The organism is Allobosea thiooxidans, from assembly GCF_900168195.1.
In the GTDB taxonomy this organism is placed as follows: domain Bacteria; phylum Pseudomonadota; class Alphaproteobacteria; order Rhizobiales; family Beijerinckiaceae; genus Allobosea; species Allobosea thiooxidans.
The window spans coordinates 1-25731 of record NZ_FUYX01000017.1 but is presented as its reverse complement, the minus strand read 5'-3'; the positions used below and the strand labels follow the sequence as shown (position 1 = coordinate 25731).

Here is a 25731-nt window from a genome sequence, read left to right as displayed (position 1 = left end):
GCCGCGGCCGTGCCCGCGATGCTTCGCCTGAGCCCTTCGCCCAGCCCCTTCGCCAAGTTGCGAGAAGCCGCCTGAGTGCCGTCTCCGCCGCGCTGTCCCGCAATGGGACAGCGCCCCGTTCGCCGCCGAGCCCGCATCGCTCGACGAGCTTCCGAAAACGCGAATTTTCCCTTTCCCCGCACCGATTTGGCGCGAACGGCTAAGGCACGTGCCTTGCCATTTCCAGCCCACGGCGGATCCGCGCCGGCCCGCTGTGCCTGTTTGGCGCAGCGCGCGCCGGCCGCGGCCTGTTCATGAGGCTGGGGCAGAATGAGCGTCAACGATCTGAGCGGAGCGGCACTGGCGGCATCCGATGGCCGCGCCGGAATCTGGCGGCAGTGGCTGGCGCCGCTGATGGCAGCGAGCGACGGCCTCATGGTCTTCTCGCTCGTCTATCTCGCGGCCACCGTCTACAATTTTGCCTTCTACGACACCTTCGTCGCCCGGGGACGGACGCTGGAGCTCGCGATGATGCTCGCGACGCTGTTCGTGTTCATCAATCTGATGCGCGGGCGCTACCAGATCACGAACTACCTGACACTGCGCGGCCAGATGACCTCGGCCTTCGTGGTCTGGAACATCACCATGGTGGCGTTCCTGGTGTTGCTCTTCCTCGCCAAGATCGCCGGCCACTACTCCCGCGCCGTCATTCTCGCGACCTATCTCACCGGCATCCCGGTGATCGCCTTGTCGCGCTCGCTGATCGTGCGCCTCGTCGTCAGCAGCAGCAGGACCGGCCGGATCGCCGCCGAGCGGGTCTTCCTGATCGGCCGGGAGGCCCATGTGATGGACTTCGTCGGCCGGCACAAGCCGTGGCAGGTTGGCGTCGCCATCGTCGACGTCGCCTTCCTGAAATCGGCGGGGCCAGGCAGCCAGGCGGCGCTGGCTGGAGACCTCGCCGTGGCGGTGTCGAGCTGCCGCACGAAGCGGCCCGACGCGGTCTTCATCGCCCTGCCCTGGTCCGACCGGGCGACCATCGATGCCTGCGTCGACGCCTTCACCAACCTGCCCGTCGCGATCCATCTCGCGCCAGAGCCGATCATGGAGCGCTTCGACCGGCCCCATATCGTCCATACCGGATCGCTCACCAGCCTGCGCCTGACCCGCCAGCCGTTATCGCCGGTTGAGGTCACGGCAAAGCGCGCCTTCGACATCGCCGCCGCCACCTGCGCTTTGGTGCTGACCCTGCCGCTGCTGCTCGCCATCGCAGCGCTGATCCGGCTCGACTCGCCCGGGCCGGTTCTATTCCGCCAGCGGCGCTATGGTTTCAACCAGCAGGCCTTCCGAATCTACAAGTTCCGCACCATGACCAGCACCGACGACGGTCCGGTCATCGTCCAGGCCAAGCGCGACGACCCGCGCATCACCCGGATCGGACGGGTGCTGCGCCGCTTCAACCTGGACGAGCTGCCGCAGCTGCTCAACGTGCTCTCCGGCGACATGTCGCTGGTCGGGCCGCGTCCGCACGCGCTTGCCCATGACGTCGCCTTCCAGCGCCGGATCGCCAACTACGCCCGCCGCCACAACGTCAAGCCTGGGATCACCGGCTGGGCCCAGGTCAACGGCCTGCGCGGCGAGACCGATACGGACGAGAAGATGGCCCAGCGCATCGCCTGCGATCACTGGTACATCGAGAACTGGTCGTTCTGGCTCGATATCGGGATCCTGTTGCGGACCGTTCTCAGCCCCCGCGCCTTCATGAACGCACGCTGAGCCGCCCCGCGACGCGGGAGCGCCCGCCGCATCCGCGAAGCTCGTGGCCGATCTACACCAGCAGGCTGGCGGCGAAAGCCAAGGCTGTCAGGATGGCCGCGATCACGAGGGCGCGGCGGCGGCCGGCGCCGGCCGCGCGCCCGGGGATCGCCGGCCTGTTGTCGTTCGCCGCCCGCGGGGCGCGAACCGGGCCGGTGATGCGGAGCGGCATCTGATAATGATGCCTGCGCTCGGGTCGCATGAACCTCATCCGCAAGGTTGGTGTCGCATCGCTGCGAAGACGAGATCGAATGCGATAGCGGGCGGGAGTGCAAGATGAATCTGCAGCGCGCGACGGTGTCGCGGCCGGTCCGTCAACCGGCCGCGCCTGCCTGCTCCTGCAGCTCGGCTGCGATCCGGACGAGATAGCGGCCATAATCGCTCTTGGCGAGCGTCTCGCCGAGCGCGCCGAGCGCCACGGGGCTGATCCAGCCCTGGCGGCAGGCGGTCTCCTCGGGACAGGCGATCCGCAGATCCTGGCGGCTTTCGAGGGTGCGGACGAACTCCGCGGCCTGGAGCAGGCTGTCGGGCGTGCCGGTGTCGAGCCAGGCGAAGCCGCGCCCCATTCGCTCCACCGACAATTCGCCGCGTTCGAGATAGGCCCGGTTGACGTCGGTGATCTCGAGCTCGCCGCGCGCCGAGGGCTCGAGCCCGGCCGCGATCTCGACCACCTGCGCATCGTAGAAATAGAGCCCGGTCACCGCCCAGTTCGACTTCGGCGCCTTCGGCTTCTCCTCGATCGAGAGCGCCTTGCCGTTCGCATCGAAGGAAACCACGCCGTAACGCTCGGCATCGCGGACCTGATAGGCGAAGACCGTCGCGCCGCGCTCGCGCTGGGCGGCGGCCTGCATCATCTCGGTCAGGCTGTGGCCGTAGAACAGATTGTCGCCGAGAATCAGCGCCGACGGCCCGCCGCCGACGAAATCGGCCCCGATCAGATAGGCCTGCGCCAGCCCGCCCGGATGCGGCTGCTCCGCATAGGCCAGCTTCAGGCCCCATTCCGCCCCGTCGCCGAGCAGGCGCTGGAAATGCGGCAGGTCGTGCGGGGTCGAAATGATCAGGATCTCGCGGATGCCCGCCTGCATCAGCGTGTTGAGCGGGTAATAGATCATCGGCTTGTCGTAGACCGGCAGAAGCTGCTTCGAGATCGCCAGCGTCATCGGGTGAAGCCGCGTGCCCGAGCCGCCCGCGAGGATGATGCCCTTCATGACGCCTTCTCCGTTTCTTCCGCGAGCAGCCTTCGGACACAGGCCGCTGCCGCCTGGCGCCAGTCCGGCAGCGTGACACCGTGGTGATCGCCGAGCTTGGTGCAATCCAGCCGGGAATTGCCCGGCCGGCGTGCCGGCGTCGGATAATCCGCCGTGGCGATGTGGCGGACCCGCACGGGCCGGCGCCCCAGCGCTTCGGCCTCCGTGAAGATCGTCTCGGCGAGATCGGCCCAGCTCGCCTCGCCCTGCCCCGCCATGTGGAAGATGCCGCGCAGCGAGGCCTGCTCCGGTTGTTCGCGCAGGTTGCGCGCCACGGCGAAGACCGCATCGGCGATGTCGAGCGCGCTGGTCGGGCAGCCGATCTGGTCGGCGACGACGCCGACCTCCCCGTGCGTCTCGCCCAGCTTCAGCATGGTGCGGACGAAATTCTTGCCGAAGGGGCTGTAGACCCAGGCCGTACGCAGGATCGCATGATCCGGCGTCGCCGCGGCGACCGCGCGCTCGCCCGCGAGCTTGCTCGCCCCATAGGCCGAGCCCGGCGCGACCGGATCATCCTCGCGATAGGGCCGGTCGAGCCTGCCGTCGAAGACATAGTCGGTCGAGAGCTGGATCACCGGCACGCCGAGCGACGCCGCAGCCCGCGCCACCTCGCCGGCGCCAGCGCCGTTGATCCGCATGGCGAGATCCGGCTCGCTCTCGGCCTGGTCGACGGCGGTATAGGCGGCGGCGTTGACGATGACGTCCGGCCGGCTCCCCGCCAGCGCGGCCGCGATCGTCCCCGGCTGCGCCAGGTCGAGCACCGGCCGCCCCAGGGCAATGACATCGACCCCAGCCGGCGCCCGCTCCAGCAGGGCACGCACCACCTGGCCTGTCTGTCCCGTCACCGTGATCCGCATAGGCCTCAATCGAAATAGCGCAGCATCTCGGCGAGCCGGGGATGCTTGCGGTCCTTGTCCGAGAGCGTCAGTCCCGCCAGCGGCAGGCCCCAGTCGATCCCGAGCGCGGGATCGTCGAAGGCGAGCCCATGGTCGTTCTCGGGCGAATAAGGCGCGCTCACCTTGTATTGCACCTCGGTATTGGGCTCGAGTGTGACGAAGCCATGGGCAAAACCGACCGGAACGAGCAATTGCCTCCAGTTCTCGGCCGAAAGCTCCACCGCGACATGCTTGCCGAAGGTCGGCGACGAAGCCCGGATGTCGACGGCGACGTCGAGGATCCGCCCGCGCGTCACCCTGACCAGCTTGTCCTGCGCGCAGGGCGGCGACTGGAAATGCAAGCCGCGCAGCGTGCCGACGGTGGCCGACAGCGAATGGTTGTCCTGCACGAAATCGATGTCGACGCCGATCTCGGCGAAGGCGGCGCGGCTCCAGGTCTCCGAGAAGAAGCCGCGATGATCGCCGTGCCTCGTCGGCGTGATCAGCTTCACATCCGGCACTGCGCAATCTTCGATGCTCGGCATATCCGTCTTCCCTGCCTGCTCAGCCCGCGCCCAGGCGCTCACCGCGATAGACGCCGGAGCGGATGTCGCCCCACCAGCCCGGATTGGCGAGATACCACTCCACCGTCCGGCGCAGCCCGCTCTCGAAATCATGGCGCGGGCGCCAGCCCAGCTCGTGCCCGATCTTGCCGGCGTCGATGGCGTAGCGCGCATCATGGCCCGGCCGGTCGGCGACGAAGCTGATCAGCCGCCTGCGCGGGCCGGCCGGATCCGGCCGGAGCGAGTCGAGCGTGGCGCAGATGCGCTCGACCACGTCGATATTGGCCATCTCGTTATGCCCGCCGATGGCATAGACCTCGCCGGGGCGGCCACGCTCCGCTACCGCCAGCAGCGCCTCCGCGTGGTCCTCGACATAAAGCCAGTCGCGGACGTTGCGCCCGTCACCATAGACCGGCAGCGCCTTGCCCTCGAGCGCGTTGAGGATCATCAGCGGGATCAGCTTCTCGGGGAAGTGATAGGGCCCGTAATTGTTCGAGCAGTTCGTCACCAGGGTCGGCAGCCCGTAGGTGTGGTGCCAGGCGCGGACCAGGTGGTCGGAGGCCGCCTTCGACGCCGAATAGGGCGAGTTCGGCTGATAGGCCGTGTCCTCGCGGAAATGCCCCTCCGGCCCGAGCGAGCCGAAGACCTCGTCCGTCGAGATGTGATGGAAGCGGAAGCGCACCTTCGCCTCGCCCTCCAGCTCCCGCCAGTAGCGCAGCGTCTCCTGCAGCAGGGTGAAGGTGCCGACGATATTGGTGTCGATGAAGGCCGCCGGCCCGTCGATCGAGCGGTCGACATGGCTCTCCGCGGCGAGATTCATCACGATGTCCGGGCGGAATTCGGCGAGGATCGCGCGCATCCGCTCGCCATCGCCGATATCGGCCTTCTCGAAGCGGTAGCGCTCGCTCGCCGCGATGGGCGCGAGCGAGGCCAGGTTGCCGGCATAGGTCAGCTTGTCGACCACGCAGACCTCATGCGCCGTCTCGCCGATCAGCCGGCGCACCACCGCCGAACCGATGAAACCCGCTCCACCCGTCACCAGGAACTTCAAGGACACCTCGCTGCTGCGGCCGCCGGGGACCGGTCGGCAGGGCCTAGCACAACCCCGGCCGCCCGGAAAACCTGCCGGACGGGAAAGCCTCGGCATGCGCCAACACCTCGCCGCCCCCCGCAGCGGCGGATTGCCAGCCGGGAGACGCCGCTGCTACCGTCCCCCGCTCGGACGGGGCGGCACGATGACCGACCGGTACCGTTGCGGCGGGGGATCGACGTGTTGAAGCGCTGGATTCGGGGGCAGCTGGCCTCGCTCTCGGGCGTCGGGCTGGCGCTAGGAACCCTGCTCTTCGCCGCGGCTCTGACGCCGACGCTGATCCCGCGCGGCCCGCTTCCGCAGGGTGCGCTGGCCGGAATCTGCTTCGCGATCGGCTATGGCCTCGGCGTGCTGTCGCGGCAGCTCTGGCGCTATCTCGAACTGCCCGGACCGTCCGAGCGCCTGCGCCGGCTGGCGAACGCAGCGGCGCTGCTGCTGTCGTTGCTGATTGCGCTGCTGTTCCTGTGGAAGGCGGCGGATTGGCAGAACTCGGTCCGGGCGGCCTTCGAGCTGCCGCCCCTGCCAGGATCGCATCCCCTCAAGCTGTGCGCGGTAGCCCTGGTCACCTTCGCTCTGGTGTTGCTGATCGCACGCCTGTTCAAGAGGTTGGCGAACTGGCTTGCAGGCATCGTCCGGCGCGCCGTCCCGCGCCGGCTGGCGAACGTCATCGGCATCGGCCTGGCGGCGCTGCTGTTCTGGTCGCTGGCCAGCGACGTCGTGGCGCGCGGCGTCTTCCGCCTGCTCGATTCCTCCTATCGCGAATTCGACGCCCTGATCGAGCCGGAGCGCGCCCGGCCGACCGATCCGCTCAAGACCGGCAGCGCCGCCTCCCTCGTCGGCTGGCGCGAGCTCGGCCGCGCCGGGCGCGAATTCATCGCCAGCGGGCCGAGCGCCGAGCAGATCAGCGCCCAGAGCGGCCGCCCGGCCCGGGAGCCGCTGCGCGTCTATGTCGGGTTGCGCGGTGCAGACAGCCCCGAGGCGCGGGCGAAGCTAGCCCTCGAGGAGCTCAAGCGTGTCGGCGGGTTCGCCCGCTCCACGCTCGTCATCATCACCCCGACGGGCACCGGTTGGGTCGACCCCTCGGCCATGGATGCGGTCGAGTATCTGCGCGACGGCGACATCGCCAGCGTCGCGGTGCAGTATTCCTATCTGAGCAGCCCGCTTTCGCTTCTGGCCCAGCCGGAATTCGGCTCCGACACGGCCCATGCGCTCTTCCGCGAGATCTACCGCTACTGGACGGCCCTGCCTCACGACGCGCGCCCGAAGCTCTACCTGCACGGCCTCAGCCTCGGCGCGATGAACTCCCAGAAATCCGCCGAACTGTTCGAGATGATCGGAGACCCGGTCGACGGCGCGCTGTGGAGCGGCCCGCCCTTCGAAAGCCGGCTCTGGCGATCGATCACCGAGGCCCGCAACCCCGGCTCACCGCAATGGCTCCCCGAATTCCGCGACGGCCGCATCGTGCGCTTCATGAACCAGGGCGGCCCGACCGTCCCGCCCGATCGGCCCTGGGGCCCCATGCGGCTGGTCTATCTGCAATATGCGAGCGACCCGATCGTCTTCTTCGACTACCGGGACGCCTATCGCCGGCCGTCCTGGATGGACGCGCCGCGCGGGCCGGACGTCTCGGCAGAACTGCGCTGGTATCCGATCGTCACCATGCTGCAGCTGGCGCTCGACATGGCCGTGGCGGCCGGGACGCCGATCGGCCACGGGCACGTCTATGCCCCCGAGCACTACATCGAGGCCTGGACCGCGGTGCTCGGCGCCGGGCAATGGCCGGCGGAGCAGCTTTCGGCGCTGAAACGGCATCTGGCGGCGCGAGCCAGGGCGCCGGCGGCCAGCGAGCCCGCAGCCGAGGGCGCCTACAGCAACCGGGGCGGCTAGGCATAGGCGCGCGGGCCGGACCGCAATTTGGGACGGGGCGCCCATGATTGGCACGGGCGATCAAGGCGGCCGCCGGCTCGCGCCGCTATCCTGACGCGGTGGCTCTCGTCACAAGGCGCTGTCGCTGCCCGGCCGCGCGCGGCGGTCTTTGGCCGCCGCCGGCCCAGGAGCAATCCCTGCCTCGCGGCGGCAGTGGCCGGGGCGGCGAACTCCGATCGGGGGTTCGGCCGCGTCCTGCTTTGAACGGCAAGGAAAGGACCTGCCTATGCAGCGTCGGTCATTCATTCTCGGCATCTTCGCGGCGGCGGCGGCGGGCGGCCGCACCTTGAGCGTGACCGAAGCGGTGGCAGCTCCGCCATCGCTTCCGGCATCGGAAACGGAAGCGACCGCCGGCACGTCACTGGACGCGCTGCCGCTCGAATATGCGCAGAGCCCCGGCACGTCGCCGCACTGGCACCACCGGGACAGCCGCTATCGCCATCATCGCCGCTATGTCCGGCGCCGCCGCGTCTGTCGGATGGAACGGGACCGGCGCGGCCGGCGCGTCCAGCGCTGCCGCTGGGTCTGGATCTGAACCTCCGTCGGCACGTCACCTCGCCGACGCGCGATATCGGGTCACCGGTAACGGCGATTTAATCCCGCCGTAATCGCTGCGTCGGCCTACTCCCGCTAACGCTCGTTGGCTCGTTTTCGGAATGGGCCAGCGCAACATGGCACTCGCGACGGGCGCGGGCATCCGGATGCCTGCGGAGAGGGAGCGTGCCGTTGGGAGGCGGTACCGCTCCCTCTCCAACCACCCCGCAAGGCGGCAAGCTCATCGCGGCCGCGCTTCATGGCGAAACCGACGCGGCGTCGTGCCGGACATGCGGCGAAAGGCGCGGGTGAAATGCGCCGGGTCGGCATAACCCGCCGCAAACGCGACCTCGATGACTTTCGCATCCGTCGTGCGCAGCAACTTGGCGGCCTTTTCGAACCGCGCCGCCTCCAGCAATTCCGAGTAGGTCAGGCCGGCGAGCGAGAGGCGGCGCTGAAGACTCCTGACGCTGGTCCCCGCCATCTCCGCGATTTCGGCGACGCTCGGAATTCCCTCGTCCAGATAGGACGGCAGCATCAGCCTGAGCGACCGGATCACGTCATCTCCGGCGGAGGTGGCCTCGTCATCGAGACAATCGGGCGACAGCTCGCCGATGGCGTTGGTCAATGCCATGAACGAGCGCGGCACCTCGATCCAGGAGGCGAACTGCCCGGAGAGGAAGCGCGTATTGGGCCAGCAGGACCGGGTTTCCAGGCTCGGAACGTAGCGCGCTTCGAAAGCGATGGTCGCAGGCTCCCAACCCGGCCCGGCGAACTGCCGCACGATGTGGATCGGGAAGATGTTCTGCAGCCACTGCGAATGCTCGAGATGGGCAAGGCCGGAGGTGCCGATGAGCTTGCTACATATCTTCACATGGTCGTCGCTGTGCTCAAGCCACATATTGAGGACGTTGTCTTCGAGCGTCGCCAATTTGCAGACCTGCTGCAGGGCGGTGAACAGCGTCGGCGAATATCCGACGACCGTCCTGAGCCTCGCACTGAGGTGACAGAATTCAAGCCGCTTCGCGGCCTGAAAGCCGAAATCGACGATGCCCTGTGATTGCTGCCCTCTTTCGGCGAAGTCCACCGCGCGCAGCAGCGGCACGAAATCGTCCGCTTTCTCCATAAGCGAGGTCGGCAGGCGAAACTTCTCCAACAGCGACGCGGTAGGTGCGCCGATCTCATCGTAGATATCCGCGAACGGGATGAGGAACTGGCAACGCGTTATGGGAATCCTGCTCATGATGCTCGCCTCCCCCAAGGCTGCAAAACAGAACGACCTTGTACATCAGCGTCAGGCGGCGCACGGGTCGTCGCCCAAAGAGATTTCGTACCCAAGAGAATTCATACCCACGCGGTTTCGCGCCCATCCGATTTTGGCGGATGATGGCCAGACGCGCGGTCAGGGCGATCGGTAAATGACGGACTGAGTGAACGGAGACGCGAAGGTTTCGCCCTTTCGCGACGAGACGATGAAACTCGGGCATGTCCCTTCCCAACACGCCGTGCGAGAAGCAGTCGCCGCGTCGTTGCAGAGTGGCGCTTCACTTCAACATATTGCAAGCCGGCTAGGGTTCAGCGCCCGCTCGCTTCAGCGGCATCTTGCGGCCAGCGGAACGAGCCATAGCGAAATCGTCGCCGAGGTCCGGCTTGTCACCGCTTGCCGCCTGCTGGCCGAAACCGACGAGAAGATCTCGCGGATCGCCCTGCTCCTCGGCTATACCGGCCCGACCAGTTTCTCTCGCAGTTTCAGGCGCCTGATGAAGATCCAGCCTGCGAACTACAGGCGCCAGCAGCGGAAGTGACAGGGCTGCAGCAAGGGAAGCGCGCACCCTGGGTCGGCCTTCTCGTGCTCGCTTTTGGCGCGAAATGGCAAGATTCCGCTCCGGCGCAGGCGCCAAATAACCAAGCGTAAATCACCGTTGCCGAGCAAGCCCGCTTCGGAGCTCGGAGACGCCCGGTTTCGCGAGCGGTGACCGGGCATGCGGCGGCGAAAGCTCACCCGGCGCGCTTCAATTTGGCGCAAGGCGGAGAAGTGCGATGAAGATCACACGGCGGACTGCGGCTTTCGGCGGCGCAGGAATGCTCGCCAGCACGATGATGGGACACTCGGCGCTCGCCGAGCAGGGAGCCTTCCTCGGCATTGGCGAAGGCCTGGAGGATTTCTGGCTGGCCACCGACGCCTACATCTTTGGTTACCCGCTGGTCACCATGGAGATGACCCGGCGGGTCTTCACCAACGTGGCCGAGCCCGTGGGAACGCGCGCGCCCATGGGGCATATCATCAAGCTGCGCAACTATCCCGACGCGTCCTTCAGGGACGTCACCGCGCCCAACGCGGACACGCTCTACACCACCTCGTTCCTCGATGTCGGCAAGGAACCCTGGGTTCTCAGCGTTCCCGACATGAAGGGGCGATACTTCCTGCTGCCGATGCTCGACGGCTGGACGACCGTCTTCCAGGTGCCGGGCAAACGCACGACCGGCACCGGGCCCCAGACCTACGCCATCACCGGCCCCGGCTGGAATGGCACGCTGCCGGAGGGCGTCAAGGAATACAAATCCTCCACGAACATCGTCTGGCTGCTCGGCCGCATCTATTGCACCGGCACGCCCGAGGACTACGCCGCGGTTCACAAGCTGCAGGACGAGTTCAAGCTCGTCCCGCTCAGCGCCTACGGCAAGGCCTACACGCCGCACCCCGGCAAGGTCGATCCCTCGATCGACATGAAGTCCCCGGTGCGGGACCAGGTCAACCGCATGGATGCGGTGTCCTATTTCAAGCTGCTCTGCGAGTTGATGAAGAGCAATCCGCCGTCAGCGGCCGACGCTCCCCAGCTGGCGCGGTTCGCACGGATCGGCATCGTTCCGGGGCAGGACTTCGACGAGAGCAAGTTCAATGTCGACCTGGCGAAACGCGTCCCCGAAGTCGCCTTCGACAGGATCATGCTGCAGTTCAAGATCAACAAGGCCGTCAAGGACGAGAACGGCTGGGCCTTCACGACGAGGACCGGCATCTACGGCACCGACTACCTGATGCGGGCGCTGGTCACCGCCATCGGCCTCGGCGCCAACCGCCCGCAGGACGCGGTCTATCCGACCTCGCAGCGGGATGCCGTCGGCCGCAAGTACAGCGGGAAGAACAAATACGTCATGCGCTTCCCCAAAGGCCACTTGCCGCCGGCTGACGGCTTCTGGTCGCTGACCATGTATGACGACAAGTATTTCTTCGTGAACAACCCGCTGAACCGTTACTCGATCAGCGCCCGCCAGAGCCTGCAGTCCAATCCGGACGGTTCCACGGACCTGTACATCCAGCATGAATCACCGGGAAAGGACAAGGAATCGAATTGGCTTCCCGCACCTGCGGATGGCTTCATCCTGATGCTCCGCATGTACTGGCCGAGCGAAACCGATCCCTCGATCATCAACGGCACCTGGACGATCCCCGCCGCCGAAAAGCAGGGCTGAACCGGCACCTGTGAAGTTCCTTCTCGATGATTGTCGGCACGATTTTGCGAGGCAAAGAAATGATCCGGAAAGCAATGGCTGCAGCGTTCCTCGGAACGATGCTTGCGTCCCCCGCCGTCGCGCAGACCGCCCTGGGCGCCTATGCGGACGACAAGGGTTACATCGACGTGCAGAAACTAACCTGTGCACAGCTGGCGGGAACGTTTCAGGAAGACGCAGACATGCTGACGACCTGGTATAGCGGCTGGTACAACGGCCTTGCGCGGAAGCACATGCTCAACGTCAAGCGTGGAAAAGAGGCCGAGCACGAGGTCATCCAGTACTGCAAGGCCAATCAGAACAAGCGCGTGATCGAAGCCATCGCCGTGGTGTTCAAGGACATGCGCGCCGAGCAGGGCATCAAGATGAAGCCCTGACCAGAAGGCGCGGCCCTTCCAATGGATATCCGGGCCGGATTCTCGGCCCGGCTTTTCGCCCGAACTCGAAAAGGAGCGATCAAATGACATCGATTCGATTGATTGGCTCGGCCTTTTTGGCAAGCGCCGTTCTCAGCGGCTGTCAGACCTCGCAATCGCGGCAGGAGCAACTCGCAGCCATCTGCGCGAACCCGGTCAACAGGCAGCCCCAGAACTTCTATTTTTCGGAATGCCAGGCTCTCTATGCTTCTTCTGACAAGGCCTTACAGAAGGACTACCAGTTCGGTTCACCCGCCGGCGATTGAGGACCGTTGAATTGAGACGCATCGTCAGACATTGCCGGCTTGCCCTCCTTGCCGCCCTGGCGTTGGGCGGCGCGAGAGCGGAGGCAGCCGATCCACTGCCCGCGGCGACGCCCACGCCCCCCGTCATGACATCGGGGTGGGCGTTTCGCTTCACCCCCTATGGCTGGCTCACCTCGATCGACGGCAAGCAGACCGTGAAGGGAAGAAGCGCCAAGGTCTCCGCGAGCTTCATCGACATCGTCGATGCCACGGCGGGCGATGGCGGCACGCTGATCGGCCTGATGGGAGAGCTGGAAGCCCGCAAGGGCCCGCTTTCCTTCTATGGCAACTTCCTCTGGTCGAAGCTTGGCATCGACCGCAGCGGCGTCAGGTCGCGCAGCATGGCGCCGGGCGTGACGGGCACGATAGGGGCCGCAGCCGACATGACGATCTCGATGGCGACGCTCGAGATCGGCTCCGCATACGAGGTCGCACGCTTCGGATCGGTCGGCTTCGATGTCCTGGGTGGCGCGCGCTACTGGTATCAGCGCGCCCATCTGTCGTTCGAGCGCGCCGCGACGCTCGACGTCGGCGATCTCAGCTTGACGAACGACAGGGCCATCGCCCGCTCCGGTGCCGTCGACTGGCTCGACGGCTTCGTCGGTGCGCGGGTGCGTTTCGCCGTGGCGCCGGGGCAGGAACTGCTTCTGCGCGGCGATATCGGCGGCGGCGGCAGCAGGTTCTCGTGGCAGGCGATCGCGGCCTATAGCTTCGATTTCGCCGAGAAGAACGGCGTCACCTATTCCGGCGTCGTCGGCTACCGCGCGCTTTCCGTCGACTATGAGCAGGGCAGCGGTCGCCGCCTCTACGCGTTCGACATGCTTCAGCACGGACCCATCCTGGCGCTGAGCCTTCGGTTCTAGGCCGACCGGACCGGGCGCAGCTCAGGTTTCGGCGGCGAGCTGAGAACCGATCGTCGCCGATGTCCGGCGCAAGGCCGGCAGGATGCTGTCGAGCAGCCGCTGCCGCGGCCCGGCACCGCGCAGGACGAGGCTGCTCAGCGCGGCCACCGTCCTCCCATCGACGATGATGGGCACCGCCACCGCCCAGATCTGGGACTGATAGACGGCGTCGAGATAGCGCTCATGCGCGAAGGCGTAGCCGTTCTGCCGTGCCGTCGCGAGCCGCTCGTCGAGCCCCTCCCAGAGTTCGGGCGAAGCGTCCCAGAGCTCCTTCGACTGCCGGAGGCGTTCGAGCTGGTCCTGCAGCGCATCGGGCGGAAGCCCCGCGAGCTGCATGATGCCGACGCCCGTCGCGAGCAGCGGGATGCGTGCGCCGAGCCGGCCCGGGATGGAAAGGCCCTTGGCGTTGCGGTTGGTGTAGACGATGACCATCGCATCGTCCTCCAGCGTCGCCAGATTGGAGGGCCACCCGATCTCGGCCCGCAGCGTCTCGATCAGCGGCTCGGCCAGCTGGACGAGGCGGGAGGTGGCGTCGTAGCCGCTGCTCAGCACCTTGGTCCGCGCAGTGACGCCGAAAGTCACCCCGTCCGAGCGACGATAGACGTAGCCCGCCTCGATCAGCGTCTCCAGGATCCGCACCACCGTCGGCTGCGGCAGCTTGGCGGCCCGCGCCAGATCGGTCGCGGTGATCGGGCTCTGCTCGCTGACGAGGCGCAGGACCGTCAGGCCGCGGGTGATGGCGCGAACGGGTTCAAAGGAGGGCATGGATGCGTCGTCGGGCCATGTGATGCGCCGGGATGGTCTCCGGCCGCCGGCGGAAAAGGAAACGGGGAAGCAAGGGCGGTGCGCCCACTTCAGGCATCGCCCCCCGTCAGGTCAAGCGCCCGCCCGATCAAGGCGGCCTGCTCGCTCTCGTGGCGCTCGATCGAGCCGCCGGCCGCGACCGGCAACGGCGGGCGGGCGACGACCGCCAGGGCGCGGCCGGCGAAGCGGGGATCCTGCCGGAGCTGGTGCTGGACGAAGGCGAGCGCCCCCTGGTTCTCCGGCTCCTCCTGGCACCAGAGCCACTCGGCGTCGCCGTGCCGGGCCAATGCCGTGGCGAGATCGTCGGCAGGGAACGGATAGAGCTGGTCCAGCCGGATGATCGCGACCTCGTCCTCGAGCCCGCACCCGGCGCGGGCGGCGGCGAGCTCGTAACCGATCTTGCCCGAGCACAGCACGACGCGACGCGCCGGCTTCGCAGCGTCCTCGGCGACGATCGGGCGGAACGCGGTGCCGGCCGCCATCTCGTCGAGCACGGAAACGCACGCCTTCTGCCGCAGCAGCGCCTTCGGCGCGATGACGAAGAGCGGCTTGCGCCAGGGCGCCCTCACCTGCCGCCGCAGGAGATGGAACAGATTGGCGGGCGTCGAGGGATTGGCGACGATCATGTTCCCGCCGGCACAGAGCTGCAGCAGCCGTTCGACCCGGGCGGAGGAGTGGTCGGGCCCCTGCCCCTCCAGCCCATGCGGCAGCAGGATGGCGAGGCCTGACATCAGCTCCCACTTCGCCTCCGCCGAGACGATGAACTGGTCGACCATGATCTGGGCGCCGTTGAGGAAGTCGCCGAACTGCGCCTCCCACACCGCCAGCCGGTTCGGATCGGCGAGGCTGTAGCCATACTCGAAGCCGAGCACGCCATATTCGGAGAGCGGGCTGTTCACGGCCTCGAATGCGGCGCCCTCCTCGGCGACGCTCGCCACCGGCATGAGGTGGCCGCCCGTCTCGACGTCGTGCACGGCGAGATGGCGTTGGGTGAAGGTGCCGCGGACGCAATCCTGCCCAGAGAGCCGCACCGGCACGCCTTCCGCCAGCAGCGACGCGAAGGCCAGCGCTTCCGCCGTCGCGAAATTGATGTCGCTGCCTGCCTCGATCGTCTCGAGGCGTGCCTTGTAGAACTGCGCGACCTTGGCGTGGGGCTTGAGCTCGGGCGGGATCCGGCAGATGGCGCGGCCGATCTCGCGCAGGCGCTCGGCCGGAACGCCCGTCTCGACACGGGCGAGCACGTCCCGGGCGCCTGCCCGCTGGATACCGGTCCAGCTTTCGGCCCGGGCCGGGGCAGCGTTCGGGCGGAGACTCTCGATGGCGGCGTAGCCGTCCTGCATCTCGGCCTTGAACGCTTCCGCCAGGACCGCGACCCGGTCCGGCGCCGCGGCGTCGAGCCGGGCGACGGCCGCCGTGAAGCTCTCGCGCAGCGACGGCCGGGCATCGATCGCGGCCCAGACCTTCGGCTGGGTGAAGCGCGGCTCGTCGAGCTCGTTATGGCCGTTGCGGCGATAGCAGACGAGGTCGATCAGCACGTCGCGACGGTAGCGCCGGCGCCAGGCCAGCGCGAGCGCGGCGACACGGGCGACGGCGACCGGGTCGTCACCGTTCACATGCAGCACCGGCGCACCGACCATCTTGCCGATATCGGTGCAGTAGCGCGACGAGCGGCCCTCGGAGGCGTTGGTGGTGAACCCGATCTGATTGTTGACGACGAGATGGACGGTGCCGCCGACCTCGTAGCCGGCGAGCCCCCCCAACTGCAGGACTTCTCCGACCAGCCCCTGCCCGGAGAAGGCAGCGTCGGTATGGAGAAGCAGGCACAGCACATCATCGCCGGCATTCCCGCGCTTGCCGCGGGCCAGCCCGGTGACGACCGGCGCGACCGTCATCAGATGGGACGGATGCGGCGAGATCGACAGCTTCATCTGCCGCCCGCCATGGCTGACCTCGCCGGCATAGCCGAGATGGTAGGGTACGTCTCCGGTGAAGTCGGGGCCGCCATCGGTCAGGTCCCGGCCCTTGATTTCGGCCAGCAGCGTGCCGACCGGCTTGCCGAGGACGGTCGCAAGTGTGGCGAGGCGGCCGCGATGCATGCCGCCGATCACCGTCTCGCCAAAGCCGGAGAGGCAGGCTTCGCGCAGCAATTCGCGCAGGAAGACGATCGCGCCCTCCGCCCCCTCGACGCCGAACCGCTTCTTCGAGGGGAACTTGACCTTGATGAACGTCTCGAAGCTGTCCGCCAGCACGATGGCGTAGAGCGCCCGGTTCGCCAGGTCGGCCGGCGCATCGGCCGCGAACATCGCTTCGAAGGCGGCGTGCAGCCAGTCGCGGGCCTCATCGTCCTCGACCTGCTGCGCCTCGAGCCCGACCGGCCCGGCATAGAGCCGATGGAGCTCCGCGGCGAGCGCAGCGAGCGTCGTCTCGCGCGGCTCGCCCGCCAGGGTGATGCGGCTCGCCAGGCCAGGCTGCGCGGCCACCTCGGCGCGCAGGCGCTCCAGGGCGATCGCCGCAGGCCGCTGCGCAAGGTCGAGCGGATCGAGCGCCGCCTCGCGATGGCCGAAGCGGCGATAGGCATCGACCAGCCGCAGGCCGAGCGCCTCGCCGCTTCCGCGCGGGGCCGCCCTTTCCGGTTCCATCTCCTCGAAATGGACGCGCCAGTCCGCCGGGACAGAAAGCGGGTCGCGCCGATAGCGCGCGTAGATATCGAGAAGGTACGCGCTTTCGGTCGCGACGGGCACGGTCATGGCGGCAGCTTTCAGGAAGCGGTGTCGGCGTCGGCAATCGGGAGGTCAGGTCTTGGACGGCAGGCGCGGCGCCTCGACGCCGGCGAGATCGCACCAGGCGTCGAGCAGCGCCGAGAAGTCCTTGCCGCCGAAGCCGCGCGAACGGGCTAGCTGCAGGCATTCGCGCGCCGCCGCCCCCATCGCGAGCGGCACCTTCATCGAAGAGGCCGAGGTCAGCGCCAGGCCGAGATCCTTGTGGGCGAGGTCGATCTGGAAACCGGGCTCGATATCGCCGGCCAGCACCTTGACCGGGAAATTGGTCTTCAGATGGCCGTTATTGGCGGTGGTGCCGTTGAGAATGTCGATGGTGCGCTCGACGTCGAGGCCGAAGCGGGCGGCCAGTGTCAGCGTCTCGGCGTTGAGCTGGCAGGCCGCGATCGCCAGATAGTTGTTCACCACCTTCATGCGGATGCCGGCGCCGGCCGGGCCGCAATGATGGATCGTCGTGCCCATCGCCTCGAGCATCGGCTTGACCCGCTCGAAATTCTCCGGCGAGGCGCCGACCATGAAGAGGCACTCGCCGCGGTCCGCATGGGTTGCGAGCCGCCCGACCGGCGCGTCGACGAAGCCGAGGCCGGCAGCTTCCACCGCCGCTGCGACCTCGTCCGTCGCCAGCGGGTCGATCGTGCTCATGTCGACCACGAGCGTGCCGGGCCTGGCATGCGGCACGATGCCGTCGAGCACGACGGCGCGCACCTCGGGATGGGCCGGCAGCATCGTGAAGACGATGTCGGATTCGCGCGCCACCTCGGCGATCGAGCCGGCGGCGCGGCCGCCGAGTGCGACGAGAGCGGCGATGCCCTGCGGATTCACGTCGTAGGAGAGCGTCGCGAAGCCATTGCGCTGCAGGTTGGACGCCATCGGGCGTCCCATGCGGCCGAGGCCGATGAAACCGATCTTGGGTGTGGTCATGGGCGTTTCCTCTGGATTTTATGGTGTCGTTCAGGCCAGCAGGTAGCTGGTCTTGATCTGGGTGTAGAACTCGACGGCGTAGCGGCCCTGCTCGCGCGGCCCGTAGCTCGACGCCTTCCGGCCGCCGAACGGCGTGTGGTAGTCGACGCCGGCCGTCGGCAGGTTGAGCATGGTCATGCCCGCCTCGACATTGCGCTGGAAATGCCGGGCATGCTTCATCGAGGTGGTGCAGACGCCGGCCGACAGCCCGTACTCGGTGTCGTTGGCGACGGCGAGCGCCTCCTCGTAATCGGCGACGCGGATCACCGTCGCGACCGGGCCGAACACCTCCTCGCGGTTGATGCGCATGGCGTTCGTGGTGTCGGCGAACAGGGTCGGGGCGAGGTAGTAGCCCTTGGTCTCGAGCTCCAGGGCCTCGCCACCGGTCGCGAGGCGCGCATTCTCGCCCTTGGCGATGTCGATATAGCCGAGGTTCTTGCGGAACTGCGTGTCGTCGATCACCGGACCGATCTGGGTGTCGGCCTTGAGCGCGTGGCCGACGCGGAGCTTGGCGATTCGCTCGGCGCAGGCCTTCACGAAGGCATCATGGATGCCGTTCGTCACGATCAGGCGGCTCGACGCGGTGCAGCGCTGGCCCTGCTGGAAGAAGGCGCCGTTGACGGCGATGTCGGCGGCGAGCTCGAGATCGGCATCGTCCAGCACGACGAGCGGGTTCTTGCCGCCCATCTCCATCTGGCAGCGGATCAGCCGCTCGGCGCAGGCAACGGCGATGCGCCGGCCGGTGGTCGAGGAGCCGGTGAACGAGATCGCGTCGGCATTGGCGATGACCGCGGCGCCGACATCCGGCCCGGCCCCGATCAGGAGATTGAAGACCCCCGCCGGAATGCTGGAAGCCGCCACGATTTCGGCGATCGCGACCGAGATGCCGGGCGTCTTCTCGGACGGCTTCCAGACCACGCCGTTGCCGAAGGCGAGCGCCGGCGCGATCTTCCACATCGGGGTCGCGACCGGGAAGTTCCAGGGCGTGATCAAGCCGACGATGCCGACCGGATCGCGCGTGATCTCGACATCGACGTTCGGCCGTACGGAACCGAGCTTCTCGCCCGGCATGCGCAGGGCCTCACCGGCGAAGAAGCGCGCGATATGGCCGGCGCGCATGACCTCGCCGAGCGCGTCCGGAACGGTCTTGCCGCCCTCGCGGGCGAGGATCTGCGCGAGCCTGTCCTTGTTGTCGAAGATGCCGCGGGCGATCGCCTCAAGCACCAGAGAACGCTGCTCCAGCGTCGCGCGGCCCCAAGCCGGCTGCGCCTTGCGGGCGGCGGCGAAAGCGGCCTCGACCTCGCCCTTCCCGGCGAGTCCATAGGTCGCGATCACGTCGCTGAGGTCGGACGGGTTGCGGATTTCGAGAGCCTGCGCGCCGCCGACCCAGTTTCCGCCAATCAGATTCTTCTCGAGCATCGAAGAGCACTCCGTCGATCGTTTCACCATCCGCCCGCGCCTCGGCGCAGCCGGGAATGAAATTCGACTAGCACCATCTCGGGCGCCATGCTAGATTTGAATTACAAATTCATACAATGAATTAAAACCATCTCGGCCATCGAGAGGCATCCGGAGGAAGCAATGAGGAAACGCGATTTTCTGAAGACGGCGGCGGCCGGGGCGATAGGCAGCGCCGCCATCGCGGCGCCCGCCATCGCGCAGAGCGAGCCCACCATCCGCTGGCGGCTGGTTTCCAGCTTCCCGAAGAACATCGACGTTCTCTACGGCTGCGCCGAAGTCATGGCGAAGAACCTCGCCGAGGCGACGGACGGGAAGTTCCAGATCCAGGTCTTCGCTGCCGGCGAGGTCGTCCCCGCCCTCCAGGCCATGGACGCCGTCTCGAACAACACCGTCGAGATCTGCCACACCGCCGCCTACTACTATGTCGGCAAGGACCCGACCTTCGCGCTGGGCACCCATGTGCCGTTCGGGCTCAACACCCGCCAGCAGAACGCCTGGGTCTACCACGGCGAAGGCAAGAAGCTGCTCGATGACTTCTTCCGCAAGTTCAACATCGTCGCGCTTCCCGGCGGCAATACGGGCTGCCAGATGGGCGGCTGGTTCCGCAAGGAGATCAACGACGTCGCCGACCTCAAGGGCCTGAAGTTCCGCATTTCCGGGCTGGGCGGCAGCATCCTCGCCAAGCTCGGCGCGGTGCCGCAGCAGGTCGGCGGCGGCGACATCTACCCGGCGCTCGAGCGCGGCACGATCGACGCCGCCGAGTTCAATGGCCCCTATGACGACGAGCGCCTCGGCCTCTATCGCGTCGCGCCCTACTACTACTATCCGGGCTTCTGGGACGGCACGTCGATGGAGCATTTCTTCATCAACGCGTCCCAGTGGGAGAAGCTGCCCAAGCACTATCAGGCGGCCCTGACCTCCGCAGCGGCGCTCGCCAACATCGACGCCGTCGCGCGCTACGACAACCTCAACCCGCCGGCGCTGCGCCGCGTGGTGGCGAGCGGCGCCAAGCTGCGCCCCTTCCCCGCCCCGATCATCGACGCGGCCTACAAGGCCTCGCAGGAACTCTATGAGGAGCTCTGCGCCAGCAACGCCGAGTTCAAGAAGATCTACGAGAGCGCGCGACGCTTCCAGCAGGAGTCCGCGACCTGGAACCAGGTCTCCGAGTACTCCTATGACAGCATCGTCCTGAGGGCGCTCCGCCGCTGATCGCTCGGCGAGCCCGGCCTGCGCGGGGCGGGCTCGCACAACACTCGAACGCAGGAAGGGCCGAAAGCGGAATCCGCTTTCGGCCCTTCCCTTTTGCGCGAGACGGCAAGTTGCCGTGTCCCGTTTCGGACATGCGGCGGACTCGGCTGATGGCCGGGATCGATCGGCTTCGACGGAGCCGCGGTCATCCCGAATCCCAGCTTTGGCTCCGTCCGGGATGACCGTGTTTCCGTCAAAAAGCGCCCCGCGCTAGTTCGAGCGGCCGAGCAGGCCGCGCGCGATGACCTGGGCCTGGATCTCGGCCGCGCCCTCGAAGATCGAGAGGATCCGCGCGTCGCAGAGCACGCGGCTGATCGGGTATTCGAGCGCGTAGCCGTTGCCGCCATGGATCTGCAGCGCGCAATCGGCATTGCTGAAGGCGACGCGCGCGGCGAGCAGCTTGGCCATGCCCGCCTCGATGTCGCAGCGCCGGTCGTCATCCTTCTGCCGCGCCGCGAAATAGGAGAGCTGCCGCGCCATCATCGTCTCCGTCGCCATGAAGGCGAGCTTGGCATGGACGCGCGGGAAGGCCAGGATCGCCTTGCCGAACTGGGCGCGGCTCTGGGCATAGGAGAGGCCGAGCTCGAGCGCGTTCTGGGCGACGCCGAGCGCGCGGGCGGCTGTCTGGATCCGGGCGCTCTCGAAGGTCTCCATCAACTGCTTGAAGCCCTGCCCCTCGACGCCGCCGAGCAGGCCGGAGACCGGCACTTCGAAGCCGTCGAACGAGATCTCGTATTCCTTCATGCCGCGATAGCCGAGCACGGGGATCTCGGTCCCGCTCATGCCCGGGGCCGGGAACGGATCGGCATCGCTGCCGCGCGGCTTTTCCGCCAGCAGCATCGACAACCCGCGATAGCCTTCGGCCTGCGGGTCGGTGCGCACCAGCAGCGTCATCAGGTCGGAGCGGGCTCCATGCGTGATCCAGGTCTTGGCGCCATGGACGCGGTAGACGTCGCCGTCGCGTACCGCCCGCGTCCGCAGGCTTCCGAGATCGGAACCGGTGTTCGGCTCGGTGAACACCGCCGTCGGCAGGATTTCGCCCGAAGCCAGGCGCGGCAGCCAGCGCTCCTTCTGCTCCTCCGTGCCGCCAAGGCGGATCAGCTCGCCCGCGATCTCGGAACGGGTGCCGAGCGAGCCGACGCCGATATAGCCACCGCTCAGCGCCTCCGAGACCAGGCACATCGCGACCTTGCCGAGGCCGGTCCCACCATATTCCTCCGGAATCGTCAGGCCGAACACGCCCATATCGGCGAGCTTCTGCACGAGTTGCAGCGGGATCAGCTCGTCGCGGGCATGCCAGCCCGGCGCATGGGGAGCGACTTCGCTCGCCGCGAAGCGCAGGAACTGCTCACGCGTCGCCTCCAGGATGTCGTCATCGAGAGCGAGCGTGCCGAAGCGGCCCTCGGCCAGCTCGCCGGCGAGCACCCGCCGCGCAGTCTCGAGAGCCGGGAGTTGCGAGAGCCGGGCGAGCGCCGGCTCGGCGGCGAAGGCCGCGACGACATCCGCCGCCACGCCCATATCGGATGGACGCACCGTTTCGGTCTGGCTCATCGCGATGCCGCCGGCGAGCTGCGCGCCATATTCGGCGAAGCCCAGCTGCAGCATGGCGGCTTCCGCCGCGCCCAGCCGGCCACTGGCAGCAAGGCGACCGGCCCAGGAGAGCGTCTGCCGCAGCGCTTCGACATAAGTCGCCTGCCAGGCGAAGCCATGCGCCGCGAACTGATGCGCCTCGACGCGTTCGGCATCGACCCGCCCGTCGGGCGCCAGCATCTGCGCGACGGCGGCGCGTGTCGCGGCGTGCAGCGCCTCGGCAGCGGAAAGCAGGGAAGCGCAGCTCGCGAGCAGGGCGTCGTGGTCGGTCGTGATCGGCATGAGCGGTCTCAGAATGCGACGGACTGGGGACCGGCGACGATGCCGGCCTGGAAGAGCTTGCCGATGGCCGCGGTCGAGAGGCCGAGCTTGTCGGCGAGCACGGCCTCAGTGTCCTGGCCGAGCAGCGGCGCAGGAAGCGGCGGGCGGCGCGCGCCGCCCGAGAAGGCCAGCGGCGAGCCCGGCGCCAGGACGGGTCCTGCCCCGGGCTGGTCGATCGTCCCGAACATCGGGTTCGCCACCGAGCAGCGCTCGTCCTCGCGCACGAGCTGTCCGAAATCGCGATAGGGCCCCCACAGCACTCCGGAGCCGTCGAAGGCGGCTTCGATCTCGGCGAGGCTGCGCGCGGCGCACCAGCGTTCGAGCACGGCGAAGATCGCCGCACGCGCGGTGAAGCGGCCTCCCTCCGTATCGAGGTCGACATCCATCAGCGGGCCGATCATCGCGAGCTTCTCAGTGAGGCCGGTCGCGCGGCCGATGGCGCGCCATTGCCGGTTGGAGATCGCCACGATCATGACATGCCGCCCGTCGGCGGTGGCGAAGTCGCGTCCCAGCGCGCCGTAGAGGTCGTTGCCGAGCGGCGGGCGCACGGCGCCGTTGACCTGGACATCGGCGATGTAGCCGAGATTGCCGACGCTCGCGAGCATCACGTCCGACAGCGCCAGCGAGACCTGCCGGCCCTTGCCGTCGAGCCGGCGCGCCCGCTCGGCCGCCAGCAGCCCGGTGGCGAGATAGAGTCCCGCCGCGATGTCCCAGGCCGGCAGCACATGGTTGACCGGTTCCGGGCCGACGCCCGTCGCCAGCGGGAATCCCGACGCGCAGTTCACCGTGTAATCGACGGCGCCGCTGCCGTCATGGTTGCCCGTCAGCCGCAGCGTGATCAGGTCGTCCCGGCGCTGCGACAGGGCTTCGTGGCTCATCCAGCCGCTGGCGGGCAGGTTGGTCAGGAGGATGCCGGCATCCTCGCCGGCCTGCGCGATCAGCGCGCCCGCGAGCTCCTGCCCTTCCGGCTTGTCGAGGGCGATCGCGACCGAGCGCTTGCCCTTGTTGAGGCTGGCCCAATAGAGGCTGGCGCCGGACGGTGCGAGCGGCCAGCGGCGATAGTCGATATTGCCGCCCATCGGATCGATGCGGATCACCTCGGCGCCGAGCTGCGCCAGCGTCATGCCACCGAGAGGAGCCGCAATGAAGGCGGAAACCTCGACGACGCGAAGCCCGTTCAGGATCGTGCTCATGCGTGGGAGAACCGGCAAGGAACAGGGTGGCTCACGGCCTCTCGCGAGGCGCAAGCTGGCAGGCGGGGCGACATCCCTGATCTTCCTTCTCGTTCGCCGCTCCCCGCAGGTTCTTCTCGCGCGGGCGCGGTCGCTCTGGCCCGCACCCTAGCGATCCTGGCCGGCTGGGCCATGCAGTCCGGTAGATAAGAGCTATAACCGCTGCTACAGAGGCGGCACGAAGCGAGCGCGCCATGGACCTGCAGCAAATCCGCTATTTCCTCGAAACGGTCGCTGCGGGCAGCCTGTCGCGAGCGGCCGTCCGCCTCGGCATCAGCCAGCCGGCGCTCAGCCGCCAGATCGGCAATCTCGAGGCTTCTCTGCAGCAGAACCTGCTCTATCGCCACGGCCGCGGCGTCTCGCTGACGGAGGCCGGGCGCCGCTTCGAGGAGGTGGCGCAGGACGTCATGCGGCAGCTCTCCGATGTCCGCACCGAGCTCGCGGCCGGCGCCATCGACAACACCGGCAGCGTCACCCTCGGCATGCCGCCCTCCCTCTCCGCCAGCATGGGGGCCGACCTCGCCCTGCGCTTCGCCGCCGAGTTTCCGCGCGCGCGATTGCGCCTGCGCGAGGCGTTCAGCGCGGTGCTCCTCGAATGGACGGAGGCCGCGCGCGTCGACATCGCCGTGCTCTACGACGCGCGCAGCAGCCGCAGCCTGATCGCGACGCCGCTCCTGCTCGAGGACCTGTTCATGGTCGAGCCGCCCTCCTCGCGCGCCGATGCCGCGATAGAGCCGGTCTCGCTGCCGGAGCTGGCGAGCCGGGCCTGCGTCCTGCCCGGACCGGAGAACGGCCTGCGCCGGGTCGTCGATGCCGCCTGCGCGGCCGAGGGCGTGCGGCCGCGCGTGCTGACGGAGGTGGATTGCGTCGCCGCGCTGAAGCAACTGGTCGAGCGCGGCGTCGGCCCGACCGTGCTGCCCTTCGGGGCGGTGCATCGCGAAGTCCGCGACGGAAGGCTGCGCGTGCGCCCGTTCCGCTCCTCCTCGATGCGCGCGCTTCTGGTGCTCGCGACGCCGGCGAACAAGCCGATCACGCCTTTGACACGGGCCGTGATGCGGATCGTGCAGGACGAGGTCGCCCGTCTCGTGCCGCTCGACATCCTGCGCGGCGTCACCCGCAATCTCGAAAGCCCCAGATTGCGTCCACGCACCGAACGGGATGCGCCCGAGGCGGTCGGCTGAACGCGGCACCCCTGCCGGTTTCCTTATAGCTGCTATTCGCCGATCTCGGCTGGCCCGAGAGCGACGACCGCGCCCAGATGGAGAAAACCTGGGTTCGTGGCCGCGCGGCGCTCGTCGTCGCGGTCTCGCAGCAACCCCGAAAAGCCGGGAACCGCCCCAAACGGCGGAAGGAAGGAAACGCCGATGCGTCTGAAGGATCGCGTCGCGCTCGTGACGGGCGCGGCATCGAGCTTGAGCCCGGCCGTGGCAGAGCGCTTCCCCGGCATCCGCTCCTTCGCCTTCGGCCATCTCGGCGACGGCGATATCCACGACAACCCGATCCAGGCTGAGGATAAGCCTGCCGAGGCGTGGCATGGCCGGCTGCCGGAGGTGAACCGCATCGTCCACGCCATCGTCTCGGCGCCCGGAGGCTCCATCACCGCGGAGCGTGGCGTCGGGCGCCTGCGGATCACGGAACTGCAGCACGGCAAGAGCCCGGTCGAGCTGGAGATGATGGCGCGGCTCAAGCGCTGCTTCGCCTCACTGAACCTGATGAACCCGCGGAAAGCGCTGGGGCGCGATCTCCTCGACAACCTGCCGGACACGCCATGAGACGCCTCCTCGCAGTCAGCCGTGTCATTGACGCGGTGAATGGCCAGATCGGCAGGAAGGTCGCCTGGCTGATCTTCGTGGCGGTGATCATCGCGGCCGGCAACGCGGTCATCCGCAAGATCTTCAACTGGTCGTCGAACTCGCTGCTCGAGCTGCAGTGGATGCTGTTCGGAGCGGTGTTCCTGATGTGCGCGTCCTGGACGCTGCAGGTGAAGGAGCATATCCGCATCGACATCGTGAACAGCATGCTGCCGCGGCGGGTGCGGCAATGGATCGAGCTGCTCGGGCACATCTTCTTCCTGATGCCGTTCGCGCTGCTGATCGTCTACCATTCGGTGCCGTTCTTCCTGCGCTCCTATGCGATCGACGAGCAGTCGCTCTCGGCCGGCGGCCTGGCCCAGTGGCCG

General features: G+C 67.9%; 24 protein-coding genes. 12 read left to right on the top strand and 12 right to left on the bottom strand.

Annotation, left to right across the window (positions count from 1 at the left end; all coding sequences use genetic code 11):
- Nucleotides 1-309 precede the first annotated feature (309 nt).
- Nucleotides 310-1752, top strand: a complete 1443-nt coding sequence (locus B5Y19_RS22495; RefSeq protein ID WP_055726828.1) for an undecaprenyl-phosphate glucose phosphotransferase — start codon at nucleotides 310-312, stop codon at nucleotides 1750-1752.
- Nucleotides 1753-1804: 52 nt separating this feature from the next.
- Here B5Y19_RS22495 and B5Y19_RS22490 read toward each other — a convergent pair whose 3' ends face one another.
- The 5 genes from B5Y19_RS22490 to rfbB form a co-directional block, all read right to left on the bottom strand.
- Nucleotides 1805-1993 carry a hypothetical protein gene (locus B5Y19_RS22490; protein ID WP_055726829.1) on the bottom strand — a complete coding sequence of 63 codons (189 nt, stop codon included), beginning with the start codon at nucleotides 1991-1993 and terminating at the stop codon, nucleotides 1805-1807.
- Nucleotides 1994-2105: 112 nt separating this feature from the next.
- Nucleotides 2106-2999, bottom strand: a complete 894-nt coding sequence (rfbA, locus tag B5Y19_RS22485; protein ID WP_055726830.1) for a glucose-1-phosphate thymidylyltransferase RfbA — start codon at nucleotides 2997-2999, stop codon at nucleotides 2106-2108.
- Entirely contained in the window at nucleotides 2996-3895 is a 900-nt protein-coding gene (rfbD, locus tag B5Y19_RS22480; protein WP_055726831.1) for a dTDP-4-dehydrorhamnose reductase, read from the bottom strand. The genes rfbA and rfbD overlap by 4 nt, the downstream gene beginning before the upstream one ends.
- 5 nt (nucleotides 3896-3900) lie before the next feature.
- A complete protein-coding gene (gene rfbC / locus B5Y19_RS22475; protein WP_055726832.1) occupies nucleotides 3901-4458 on the bottom strand; it encodes a dTDP-4-dehydrorhamnose 3,5-epimerase in 558 nt (185 codons plus the stop codon).
- Between the two features lie 19 nt (nucleotides 4459-4477).
- On the bottom strand, nucleotides 4478-5533 hold the full coding sequence (gene rfbB, locus B5Y19_RS22470; protein WP_055726833.1) for a dTDP-glucose 4,6-dehydratase: 1056 nt from the start codon (nucleotides 5531-5533) through the stop codon (nucleotides 4478-4480).
- A 213-nt stretch (nucleotides 5534-5746) separates the two neighbouring features.
- Here rfbB and B5Y19_RS22465 point away from each other — a divergent pair, with 213 nt between their 5' ends.
- Together B5Y19_RS22465 and B5Y19_RS22460 are read left to right on the top strand one after the other, a co-directional pair.
- Nucleotides 5747-7453, top strand: coding sequence for an alpha/beta hydrolase (locus tag B5Y19_RS22465; protein WP_055726852.1), 1707 nt, complete (start codon nucleotides 5747-5749; stop codon nucleotides 7451-7453).
- Nucleotides 7454-7718: 265 nt separating this feature from the next.
- Nucleotides 7719-8027, top strand: coding sequence for a hypothetical protein (locus tag B5Y19_RS22460; RefSeq protein ID WP_055726834.1), 309 nt, complete (start codon nucleotides 7719-7721; stop codon nucleotides 8025-8027).
- A gap of 240 nt (nucleotides 8028-8267) precedes the next feature.
- Here the strand turns inward: B5Y19_RS22460 and B5Y19_RS22455 are convergent, their stop codons facing one another.
- Nucleotides 8268-9269 carry a helix-turn-helix transcriptional regulator gene (locus B5Y19_RS22455; protein ID WP_055726835.1) on the bottom strand — a complete coding sequence of 334 codons (1002 nt, stop codon included), beginning with the start codon at nucleotides 9267-9269 and terminating at the stop codon, nucleotides 8268-8270.
- A 187-nt stretch (nucleotides 9270-9456) separates the two neighbouring features.
- Here B5Y19_RS22455 and B5Y19_RS22450 point away from each other — a divergent pair, with 187 nt between their 5' ends.
- The 5 genes from B5Y19_RS22450 to B5Y19_RS22430 all read left to right on the top strand — a co-directional run bounded on the left by B5Y19_RS22450 (nucleotide 9457) and on the right by B5Y19_RS22430 (nucleotide 13120).
- Nucleotides 9457-9831 carry a helix-turn-helix domain-containing protein gene (locus B5Y19_RS22450; RefSeq protein ID WP_244555688.1) on the top strand — a complete coding sequence of 125 codons (375 nt, stop codon included), beginning with the start codon at nucleotides 9457-9459 and terminating at the stop codon, nucleotides 9829-9831.
- Nucleotides 9832-10066: 235 nt separating this feature from the next.
- The gene (locus B5Y19_RS22445; RefSeq protein ID WP_055726837.1) at nucleotides 10067-11497 is read left to right on the top strand and encodes a DUF1254 domain-containing protein; all 1431 of its coding nucleotides are present in this window, start codon (nucleotides 10067-10069) and stop codon (nucleotides 11495-11497) included.
- A gap of 74 nt (nucleotides 11498-11571) precedes the next feature.
- Nucleotides 11572-11913 (top strand): HdeA/HdeB family chaperone, encoded by a 342-nt coding sequence (locus B5Y19_RS22440; protein ID WP_411914166.1) that lies wholly within the window; start codon nucleotides 11572-11574, stop codon nucleotides 11911-11913.
- An 83-nt stretch (nucleotides 11914-11996) separates the two neighbouring features.
- Nucleotides 11997-12218 (top strand): hypothetical protein, encoded by a 222-nt coding sequence (locus B5Y19_RS22435; protein ID WP_055726838.1) that lies wholly within the window; start codon nucleotides 11997-11999, stop codon nucleotides 12216-12218.
- Nucleotides 12219-12343: 125 nt separating this feature from the next.
- A complete protein-coding gene (locus tag B5Y19_RS22430; RefSeq protein ID WP_055726839.1) occupies nucleotides 12344-13120 on the top strand; it encodes a hypothetical protein in 777 nt (258 codons plus the stop codon).
- Nucleotides 13121-13141: 21 nt separating this feature from the next.
- On the opposite strand, the gene B5Y19_RS22425 is transcribed toward B5Y19_RS22430, so the two are convergent.
- From B5Y19_RS22425 to B5Y19_RS22410, 4 genes are all read right to left on the bottom strand, one after another.
- Nucleotides 13142-13924 carry a helix-turn-helix domain-containing protein gene (locus tag B5Y19_RS22425; protein ID WP_055726840.1) on the bottom strand — a complete coding sequence of 261 codons (783 nt, stop codon included), beginning with the start codon at nucleotides 13922-13924 and terminating at the stop codon, nucleotides 13142-13144.
- An 89-nt stretch (nucleotides 13925-14013) separates the two neighbouring features.
- Nucleotides 14014-16710: a 2-oxoglutarate dehydrogenase E1 component gene (locus tag B5Y19_RS22420; protein ID WP_055726841.1), complete on the bottom strand. Its 2697-nt coding sequence runs from the start codon at nucleotides 16708-16710 to the stop codon at nucleotides 14014-14016.
- Nucleotides 16711-16755: 45 nt separating this feature from the next.
- On the bottom strand, nucleotides 16756-17661 hold the full coding sequence (locus tag B5Y19_RS22415) for an NAD(P)-dependent oxidoreductase (RefSeq protein WP_055726842.1): 906 nt from the start codon (nucleotides 17659-17661) through the stop codon (nucleotides 16756-16758).
- 30 nt (nucleotides 17662-17691) lie between these two features.
- Nucleotides 17692-19119, bottom strand: a complete 1428-nt coding sequence (locus B5Y19_RS22410; protein ID WP_055726843.1) for an aldehyde dehydrogenase family protein — start codon at nucleotides 19117-19119, stop codon at nucleotides 17692-17694.
- 162 nt (nucleotides 19120-19281) lie between these two features.
- Between B5Y19_RS22410 and B5Y19_RS22405 the strand changes: the two genes are divergently transcribed.
- On the top strand, nucleotides 19282-20370 hold the full coding sequence (locus B5Y19_RS22405) for a TRAP transporter substrate-binding protein (protein ID WP_055726844.1): 1089 nt from the start codon (nucleotides 19282-19284) through the stop codon (nucleotides 20368-20370).
- A 249-nt stretch (nucleotides 20371-20619) separates the two neighbouring features.
- On the opposite strand, the gene B5Y19_RS22400 is transcribed toward B5Y19_RS22405, so the two are convergent.
- Both B5Y19_RS22400 and B5Y19_RS22395 read right to left on the bottom strand, forming a co-directional pair.
- Nucleotides 20620-22281: an acyl-CoA dehydrogenase family protein gene (locus B5Y19_RS22400; protein WP_055726845.1), complete on the bottom strand. Its 1662-nt coding sequence runs from the start codon at nucleotides 22279-22281 to the stop codon at nucleotides 20620-20622.
- An 8-nt stretch (nucleotides 22282-22289) separates the two neighbouring features.
- The gene (locus B5Y19_RS22395) at nucleotides 22290-23513 is read right to left on the bottom strand and encodes a CoA transferase (RefSeq protein ID WP_055726846.1); all 1224 of its coding nucleotides are present in this window, start codon (nucleotides 23511-23513) and stop codon (nucleotides 22290-22292) included.
- 233 nt (nucleotides 23514-23746) lie between these two features.
- Here B5Y19_RS22395 and B5Y19_RS22390 point away from each other — a divergent pair, with 233 nt between their 5' ends.
- From B5Y19_RS22390 to B5Y19_RS22380, 3 genes are all read left to right on the top strand, one after another.
- On the top strand, nucleotides 23747-24733 hold the full coding sequence (locus tag B5Y19_RS22390; protein WP_055726847.1) for a LysR family transcriptional regulator: 987 nt from the start codon (nucleotides 23747-23749) through the stop codon (nucleotides 24731-24733).
- 183 nt (nucleotides 24734-24916) lie between these two features.
- A complete protein-coding gene (locus B5Y19_RS22385) occupies nucleotides 24917-25324 on the top strand; it encodes an FAD-binding oxidoreductase (RefSeq protein ID WP_055726848.1) in 408 nt (135 codons plus the stop codon).
- Nucleotides 25321-25731, top strand: a 411-nt coding sequence (locus tag B5Y19_RS22380; RefSeq protein ID WP_079592155.1) for a TRAP transporter small permease subunit, incomplete at its 3' end; no start/stop codon positions are given. The genes B5Y19_RS22385 and B5Y19_RS22380, both read left to right, overlap by 4 nt.

What these genes read in the sequence shown, in the direction of transcription:
- B5Y19_RS22415 (WP_055726842.1), bottom strand. Translation starts at nt 17,661, where the DNA reads ATGACCACACCCAAGATCGGTTTCATCGGCCTCGGCCGCATGGGACGC.
- B5Y19_RS22460 (WP_055726834.1), top strand. Translation starts at nt 7,719, where the DNA reads ATGCAGCGTCGGTCATTCATTCTCGGCATCTTCGCGGCGGCGGCGGCG.
- B5Y19_RS22420 (WP_055726841.1), bottom strand. Translation starts at nt 16,710, where the DNA reads ATGACCGTGCCCGTCGCGACCGAAAGCGCGTACCTTCTCGATATCTAC.
- rfbD (WP_055726831.1), bottom strand. Translation starts at nt 3,895, where the DNA reads ATGCGGATCACGGTGACGGGACAGACAGGCCAGGTGGTGCGTGCCCTG.
- B5Y19_RS22425 (WP_055726840.1), bottom strand. Translation starts at nt 13,924, where the DNA reads ATGCCCTCCTTTGAACCCGTTCGCGCCATCACCCGCGGCCTGACGGTC.
- B5Y19_RS22395 (WP_055726846.1), bottom strand. Translation starts at nt 23,513, where the DNA reads ATGAGCACGATCCTGAACGGGCTTCGCGTCGTCGAGGTTTCCGCCTTC.
- B5Y19_RS22390 (WP_055726847.1), top strand. Translation starts at nt 23,747, where the DNA reads ATGGACCTGCAGCAAATCCGCTATTTCCTCGAAACGGTCGCTGCGGGC.
- rfbA (WP_055726830.1), bottom strand. Translation starts at nt 2,999, where the DNA reads ATGAAGGGCATCATCCTCGCGGGCGGCTCGGGCACGCGGCTTCACCCG.
- B5Y19_RS22430 (WP_055726839.1), top strand. Translation starts at nt 12,344, where the DNA reads ATGACATCGGGGTGGGCGTTTCGCTTCACCCCCTATGGCTGGCTCACC.
- B5Y19_RS22490 (WP_055726829.1), bottom strand. Translation starts at nt 1,993, where the DNA reads ATGCGACCCGAGCGCAGGCATCATTATCAGATGCCGCTCCGCATCACC.
- rfbC (WP_055726832.1), bottom strand. Translation starts at nt 4,458, where the DNA reads ATGCCGAGCATCGAAGATTGCGCAGTGCCGGATGTGAAGCTGATCACG.
- B5Y19_RS22435 (WP_055726838.1), top strand. Translation starts at nt 11,997, where the DNA reads ATGACATCGATTCGATTGATTGGCTCGGCCTTTTTGGCAAGCGCCGTT.
- B5Y19_RS22405 (WP_055726844.1), top strand. Translation starts at nt 19,282, where the DNA reads ATGAGGAAACGCGATTTTCTGAAGACGGCGGCGGCCGGGGCGATAGGC.
- B5Y19_RS22440 (WP_411914166.1), top strand. Translation starts at nt 11,572, where the DNA reads ATGGCTGCAGCGTTCCTCGGAACGATGCTTGCGTCCCCCGCCGTCGCG.
- B5Y19_RS22495 (WP_055726828.1), top strand. Translation starts at nt 310, where the DNA reads ATGAGCGTCAACGATCTGAGCGGAGCGGCACTGGCGGCATCCGATGGC.
- B5Y19_RS22445 (WP_055726837.1), top strand. Translation starts at nt 10,067, where the DNA reads ATGAAGATCACACGGCGGACTGCGGCTTTCGGCGGCGCAGGAATGCTC.
- B5Y19_RS22410 (WP_055726843.1), bottom strand. Translation starts at nt 19,119, where the DNA reads ATGCTCGAGAAGAATCTGATTGGCGGAAACTGGGTCGGCGGCGCGCAG.
- B5Y19_RS22455 (WP_055726835.1), bottom strand. Translation starts at nt 9,269, where the DNA reads ATGAGCAGGATTCCCATAACGCGTTGCCAGTTCCTCATCCCGTTCGCG.
- B5Y19_RS22400 (WP_055726845.1), bottom strand. Translation starts at nt 22,281, where the DNA reads ATGCCGATCACGACCGACCACGACGCCCTGCTCGCGAGCTGCGCTTCC.
- B5Y19_RS22385 (WP_055726848.1), top strand. Translation starts at nt 24,917, where the DNA reads ATGCGTCTGAAGGATCGCGTCGCGCTCGTGACGGGCGCGGCATCGAGC.